At 29.5% G+C, this 6,944-nt stretch carries 7 protein-coding genes; all 7 read left to right on the top strand.

Going from position 1 to position 6,944, the window contains the following annotated elements:
- The first annotated feature begins 66 nt into the window (after positions 1-66).
- The 7 genes from B2671_RS10390 to B2671_RS10360 all read left to right on the top strand — a co-directional run bounded on the left by B2671_RS10390 (position 67) and on the right by B2671_RS10360 (position 6,743).
- Entirely contained in the window at positions 67-1,539 is a 1,473-nt protein-coding gene (locus tag B2671_RS10390) for a flotillin family protein (protein ID WP_346870350.1), read from the top strand.
- A gap of 235 nt (positions 1,540-1,774) precedes the next feature.
- Complete coding sequence (locus B2671_RS10385) at positions 1,775-2,974, top strand: murein hydrolase activator EnvC family protein (RefSeq protein ID WP_346870349.1); 1,200 nt, start codon at positions 1,775-1,777, stop codon at positions 2,972-2,974.
- Between the two features lie 269 nt (positions 2,975-3,243).
- Positions 3,244-4,107 (top strand): ABC transporter ATP-binding protein, encoded by an 864-nt coding sequence (locus tag B2671_RS10380; protein ID WP_346870348.1) that lies wholly within the window; start codon positions 3,244-3,246, stop codon positions 4,105-4,107.
- On the top strand, positions 4,108-4,776 hold the full coding sequence (locus B2671_RS10375) for an ABC-2 transporter permease (protein ID WP_346870347.1): 669 nt from the start codon (positions 4,108-4,110) through the stop codon (positions 4,774-4,776).
- Between the two features lie 11 nt (positions 4,777-4,787).
- Positions 4,788-5,456, top strand: coding sequence for an ABC-2 transporter permease (locus B2671_RS10370; RefSeq protein WP_346870346.1), 669 nt, complete (start codon positions 4,788-4,790; stop codon positions 5,454-5,456).
- A gap of 44 nt (positions 5,457-5,500) precedes the next feature.
- Entirely contained in the window at positions 5,501-5,881 is a 381-nt protein-coding gene (locus tag B2671_RS10365) for a GntR family transcriptional regulator (RefSeq protein WP_346870345.1), read from the top strand.
- Between the two features lie 13 nt (positions 5,882-5,894).
- Complete coding sequence (locus B2671_RS10360; RefSeq protein ID WP_346870344.1) at positions 5,895-6,743, top strand: ABC transporter ATP-binding protein; 849 nt, start codon at positions 5,895-5,897, stop codon at positions 6,741-6,743.
- Positions 6,744-6,944 lie beyond the last annotated feature (201 nt).

Here is a 6,944-nt window from a genome sequence, read left to right as displayed (position 1 = left end):
TATACTTCCCATCTTTGACTTATTATTTATTTTCAGATGCCTAAAATAATTAGGGGGAAAGTGTAAATGGGAGAACTATTAGAAATTTTTACTGACAACTTAGGATGGATAATTCTTGCATTAGCGATTATTTGGCTTATTTGTATTACTTGGAAGAAGGCAGCCCAAGATAAGGCTATTGTAGTTACGGGACTTAAGAGAAGGGTTATAAGTGGTAAGGGAGGATTTGTTGTTCCATTCTTCGAACAAACCAATAGATTATCACTTGAAAACATGAAGGTTGAAGTAAAGACTCATGAATCCTTAGATAGTAATGGAGTACCTATAGATACTGATGGAGTAGCTATAATAAAGGTTAAATCAGATTCTGCAAGTGTATTATTAGCTATGGAGCAATTTAATACTGGAAAAGAAAGAGAAACTATTGAAGTAATGAAGGGAACTGTACAGGATGTACTGGAAGGTAAACTAAGAGAAATAGTTTCAAAAATGAGTATTGAAGAGATATACAAAGATAGAGAAATGTTTGCAAATGAAGTTGAAAATGTTGCAAAGTCAGACCTTGAAAGAATGGGTCTTGAAATAAAGACCTTTACAATTAGAGACATAGACGACACTAAGGGATATCTTCAAGCACTTGGTGCTAGACAAATAGCAGAAGTTAAGAAAAATGCAGCTATAGCTGAGGCTGAAGCAAAGAGAGAAGAAATGCAAAAAACTGCAGAAGCAAAGAGACTTGGAATGGAAGCACAAATATTTGCAGAAGCTGAAATTGCTAGAGCTAATAAAGAGAAGGAATTAAAAGTTCAATCCTTTAAAGAAGAAGAGAAAAAGGCGCAAGCTAAGGCAGACTTTGCTTATGAAGTTGAAAAGAATATAGTTCATAAGAAAGTTGTAGAAACCTTAAAGGATGCAGAATTATTTGAAGAACAAAGACAAACTGATATAGCAGAGCAACAAGTACGTAAAAAAGAGAAAGAACTTGAATCTACAGTTAAAAAAGTAGCAGAAGCTGATAAATATAGGGCTGAGCAAGCAGCAGAAGCTGAGAGATTTATGATGATTAAGAGAGCAGAAGCAGAGGCTGAAACAATAAAAATTAAAGGTATGGCAGAAGCAGATGCTATAAGATTAGTAGGAGAGGCTAATGCAGATGCAATGAAGGCTGAGGCAGAGGCTATGAAGAAGAAGGCTGAAGCTTATAAGGAATATGGAGATGCAGCTATTATTCAAATGTTAACAGAAAAGCTTCCAGAGGTAGCAAAGAATATAGCAGAGCCATTATCTAAAACTGAGAAAATGGTTATTATTGACAATGGAGGTCAAGGTGGAGCAGCTAAGGTATCAAAGAACATAGCTAATATCATGGCTGAAGTTCCAGAAGTTATCAATTCCTTAACTGGTATAGACCTTGTAGAGCTAGTAAAGGGAATAACCTTAAATAAGAAAAATGAAGATCTAGAAGATGATGAAGAAAAAACTATCATAGAACCTGAAACTATAGAATCAGAAGTAGAAGAGAGTTCTGTAATAGAATAAATATTTATACAGTAAACAGGCTCTAGGCTATTAAATTAATGGCCTAGAGTTTTTATTTTTCAATTTATCATTTTAAGCAAATACAGAGTCTAATAAAGAGTTTAGAATGTTCCTTATAAATATGAAATTTATACCAAAACCCCTAGTTATGTTGACAAGGGGGGTGTACATTGCTAGAATTAAAAATAGATATTGGTAAAAGTATGGAGAAAAGGTGCCATTAGGGGGGAAAACCATGAATAAAAAATTAAGATTCATAGCAGCGGTAGTTGTAAGCTGTAGTTTAATGTCATCAACAGTGTTAGCGGATGACTTATCAGATGCAAAAAGTAAATCTGAAAAAATTGAAACGCAAATTGAAAGTAATAAGGCTAAAGTATCTGAATTAGAAGAAAACAGAGATAATATATTAAGTGAAATTTCAGAGTTAGACAATAATATGGACAAGTTATATAGTGAGGTAAATAATTTAGAAGCTCAAATTTCACAGTCTACTAATAAAATAGAAGAGCTAGAAGAAAGATCTAGTGAACTTAAAAAAGAATTAGAAGTAAGTAAAAAGATCATGGATAAAAGACTAAGAGTTTTATATAAAAACAATGGTACAAGCTACATAGAGATTCTACTTAGTGCCGAAGGTTTTTCAGATTTTTTTGAAAAGGTAGATATAATTAATACCTTAATTTCTTTTGACAATAAAGAAATTAATAAATATAAGGCAAATCAAGAAGAGTTAGATAAAAATATAAAGGCATCCTCTGAAGAAAAGAAAACTTTAGAAAATGCAAAAGCTATTGTGGATGCAAACTTAGAAGAATTAAATTCTAAAAAAGATAAAAAGACAAAACTTATGGCAAAGGCAGAAAATGAATTAGGTACAGCAGAAAAGCTTCTAGCTCAAAATGAAGCAGAATCTAAAGAAATTTTAGCTAGTATAACAGCTATGGAAAAAGCTGCAAGCAGACCTTCTCGTGGAGGTTCAAGTTCGGATTCTCAATCAAATTATAAACCGTCAGATAATGGATCATCTTCAAGTCAAGTATCTACTAATGGAATGTATTCAATAACGGGAACTAGATATGCTATCACATCTCCATTTGGCTATAGAACTAGTCCAGTAGGTAGAGGGCAAGAATTTCATAAAGGAATAGATATAGGTGCTCCATATGGTGCTCCAGTGTATTCTCTTAAGGCTGGAACTGTAACTTATGCAGGATGGATGGAAGGATACGGTAATGTTGTTGTAGTAAGTCATGGAGACATTAGTACATTATACGCTCATAACTCATCTTTATCAGTAAGTGTTGGACAAACAGTAAAGGGAGGTCAACAGCTTTCTAATGTTGGTTCTACTGGATGGTCAACAGGTCCTCACATACATTTTGAAGTTATTAAAAATGGAACTAATATAGATCCTGCATCATATTATTTTTAATATAAATTTTTTAAATATAATAAGCTTAACATATATGTAGATAAAAAGACCTAAGCATTGACAAGCCACTAATGCTCAGGTGTTTTTATTTTAAATTAAATTTAGTATTGACATAGTGTATATAAACAATATATACTGTTAGTATAAAGAAGCTGTTTAGTTTAATTTTTTAGAAGCACTGTACATACTGAATATTAACAGAATCAAACAATAGTTATAGTAAACTTAATTTTAAATTAAAATTTATAAAAATTAATGGAGGTGTTACTTTGTCCAATAAAATAATAGAAATAAAAAATTTGACTAAAAAATACGAAGATTTTAAGTTGGATAATATTTCATTTAGTTTAGATAGAGGACATATTATGGGCTTTATAGGTGAAAATGGAGCAGGTAAAACAACTACTATAAAACTAATTATGAATTTACTAAAAAGAGATGAAGGTGAAATTCAAATCTTTGGTAAAGATAATATTGACAATGAAAGAGAGATAAAGGAGCGTATAGGATTTGTTTATGATGAATGCTTTTATTATGAAAATCTGTCTATTAGAGATAATGAAAAAATAATCTCTAGTTTTTATAAAAATTGGAATACTAAGGTTTTTGAAAATTATTTAAGGAAATTTAACTTAAATAAAAAGCAAAAGGTGAAGGAATTATCCAAAGGAATGAAAATGAAATTTGCCATTGCTTTAGCATTAAGTCATAATGCAGAATTTTTAATACTAGATGAACCGGCTTCAGGATTAGATCCAGTTATGAGACGTGATATTTTAGATGTATTTCAAGAGGTCATACAAGACGAAAATGTAGGTATTTTAATTTCAAGTCATATAATTTCTGATTTAGAGAAGATATCAGATTATATAACTTATATTCAAAAGGGAAAGATAGTTTTCTCTAAGGCTACTAGTGAATTAATGGAGGAATATAAAATAATTAAAGGGGATAAGGCTTTATTAAGTAACCTTGATGAAAAAGTTATATATGGATTAAGAGAAACACCATATGGTTTTGAAGGAATAATTAAAGATAAACACATTGAAAAAAGTATAAGGCAGAAAATTGTTAGTGAGAAGCCATCTTTGGAAGAAATTATGGTAGCTATGAATAAGGGGGTAAGAAAATAAATGTGGAAAATGGCCATGAGAGATTTAAGGGGAATATTTAATCTATACAGCAACAAAAGTGGACTAATAATGATAGTAGTAGTTATAGTGTTTGGAGTTGCGAACAAAGGAGCTGGCTTATTTAATTATTTTTTACTAATGGGTGGGGTAATTAGCATAGCCTTTACTGAAATGGAAGCTAGAGATAACATTCACATTAGTATACTTAGTAGTCCTTGTAAAAGAAGTGATTATGTATTAGGTAAGTTTCTGTTTTCTATTATGTGGATAATCATAGTAACAGTAATAGGAGTACTATTAAATAATCTAATTTATATGATATATCCAGCAGAGTATTTAAAATTGCTTCCATCTGTAATTAAAGGGACTGTTAGTTATATTCTTATATTTGTAGCTCTTTATTATTGTGTATATTTTTCATTAGGAATAAAGTTTGCAAAGATATTTTACTTTGTTATCTTCTTTGTTATAATGGCAGGAACTTTAACCATAGGTGAGTATCTTAAAGGAGAAGCATTACCTGAATGGTTATCAAGCATAGAAAGACTTTTAGTGATATTTCAAAGTAATACTTTAGGAAGTAACATTATATTAGTTGCACTGGTATTAGGTATTTTAGCTTTAATTGCTACTATATCAGTGGTTATTTATGAAAAGAAAGATTTTTAGGAGGAGAATTTATGGGAGCTCTTTTAAAAAAGGACTTTATAACTAGTCGATATATTTATACTATTTCTCTTTTGGTTGTAGGGATAGCATTATGTTTTGCTTCTATGTATAGCTTTGAAGCTACACTTTTTATTTATTTATTGGGAACCTTTATAGTACCGTTAATAGCAAATAAATTTACAGCAACAGATGAATTGAGAAGAAACTATGATGTAATAATTAATAGCTTCCCGGTAAGAAGAGTTGATGTAGTGATAAGTAAATTTATTTATTATTTCATAGTTTATGTTTTATGTTCATCTATACTTATGTTAATAGTATTTTTAGTTGGAAATTTTAATCAAGAAAATTTAAATATAATTTATATTATTCAATCTTTATCTTTTATATATTACTGTTTAATAATTGGAGTTACTAATTTTGTATACTATAGATATGATTATAGTATTGCTGCAAAATACTCTGCAATCATTATTATTGCAGTTATAAATGTGCCTATAATTATTATGAAGCTTATTGATAAGATACGTCCTAATATTTTCATAGGAATTAGTAAGTATTTATTAGTAAGCACAATTTCTAGAGTGTATTTAGCTATAGGTATTACTCTAATAGGGATTATAATATATTTTTTCTTTATAGTATTGTCTATAATTGGATATAGAAAGAGAGATTTATAGGTGGAAAAAATTTAAAGAATACATTTAAACTTGGAGGAAATTCAATGAATATAATAATAAACAACTCTTCGGGAGAACCCATATATTCTCAGATAGAAAAACAAATAAAGGACGATATTTTAACAAATAAGTTAGAGCCTAATGAGTCATTACCATCTATACGAGGACTTGCTAAAGATCTGAGAATTAGTGTAATTACAACTAAGAGAGCTTATGATGAGCTAGAACGAGAAGGTTTTATATACACAGTTCCAGGGAAAGGATCCTTTGTAAATGTTCAAGATAAGGAGCTTTTAAAAGAATCTATCATGAGAAATATGGAAGACTATCTAATTAAGGCAATAGAGGAAGGTTCTAAAGCTGGAATATCAGTAGAAGAAATCATAGAAAGTTTAAGAGTACTTGCTGAAGAATATAACCTATAGTAGGAGGAATATGATGGATAATATATTATATGTGGATAATTTATGTAAAAAATATAAAAACTTTAAGTTAAATAATGTGTCTTTACAGTTGCCTAAGGGATTTATTATGGGGTTAATTGGGGAAAATGGTGCAGGTAAAACTACGTTAATAAAACTTATAATGAATTTAGTAAAGAAGGATAGTGGAGATATAAAAGTATTTGATAAAGATAACGTTAAGTTTGAAAGAGAAATAAAAGATAGAATAGGTTTTGTTTATGATGAAGTTTGCTACTATGACCATATGTCTTTAAAAGAAAATGGCAACATGGTTTCTATGTTATATAGTAAGTGGGATAAGGATAAATTTAATTATTATTTAAATAAGTTTGAGCTTAATAAGGATAAAAAACTAAAAGAATTATCTAAGGGTATGAGAATGAAATTTTCATTATGTATAGCCCTTAGCCATGGAGCAGAGTTTATAATAATGGATGAACCTACTGTGGGATTAGACCCAGTGGTTAGATCCGAAGTTTTAGAAGAACTTCAAAGTCTAATGGAAAATGAAAATATGGGGGTATTAATATCTACTCATATAACTTCAGACCTTGAAAGAATAGCAGATTATATTACTTTTATAAAGGATGGAAGTATTATATTCTCAAAACCAAAGGATGAAATAATGGAATCCTACAAAATTATTAAAGGGGACTGTAATATACTTACAAAGGAAGTAGAGAAATACTTTGAAGGTATAAGTAAAAATAAATTTGGTTTCGAAGGGTTGACATCTCAAGTTGATAAAGTGAGAGAAGTTTTAGGAAATAATATTATAGCAGATAGGGCGACCATAGAGGATATAATGATTTTGAAAAAGTAAATTGAATGTATGTAAATTAAATATGTGATTAACCATGATTTATATATAACAAGTTAGTTATATATAAATCATGGTATTTTTATTATCTCAAATTTATTTAGGAAAAATTGGAATGATAAATAGTTTCAAGAAAAATACATATTAAAATTATGTAGACATTCTTCGTAGTACGAAGTAAAATATTTATTGGGGTGTTGTAGA

It is taken from the genome of Clostridium sp. UBA5119 (assembly GCF_002414285.1).
Taxonomy (GTDB): Bacteria; Bacillota; Clostridia; order Clostridiales; family Clostridiaceae; genus Clostridium_J; species Clostridium_J sulfidigenes.
Note: the sequence above shows the minus strand (reverse complement) of the source record. Positions and strands in the feature narration are given on the sequence as shown.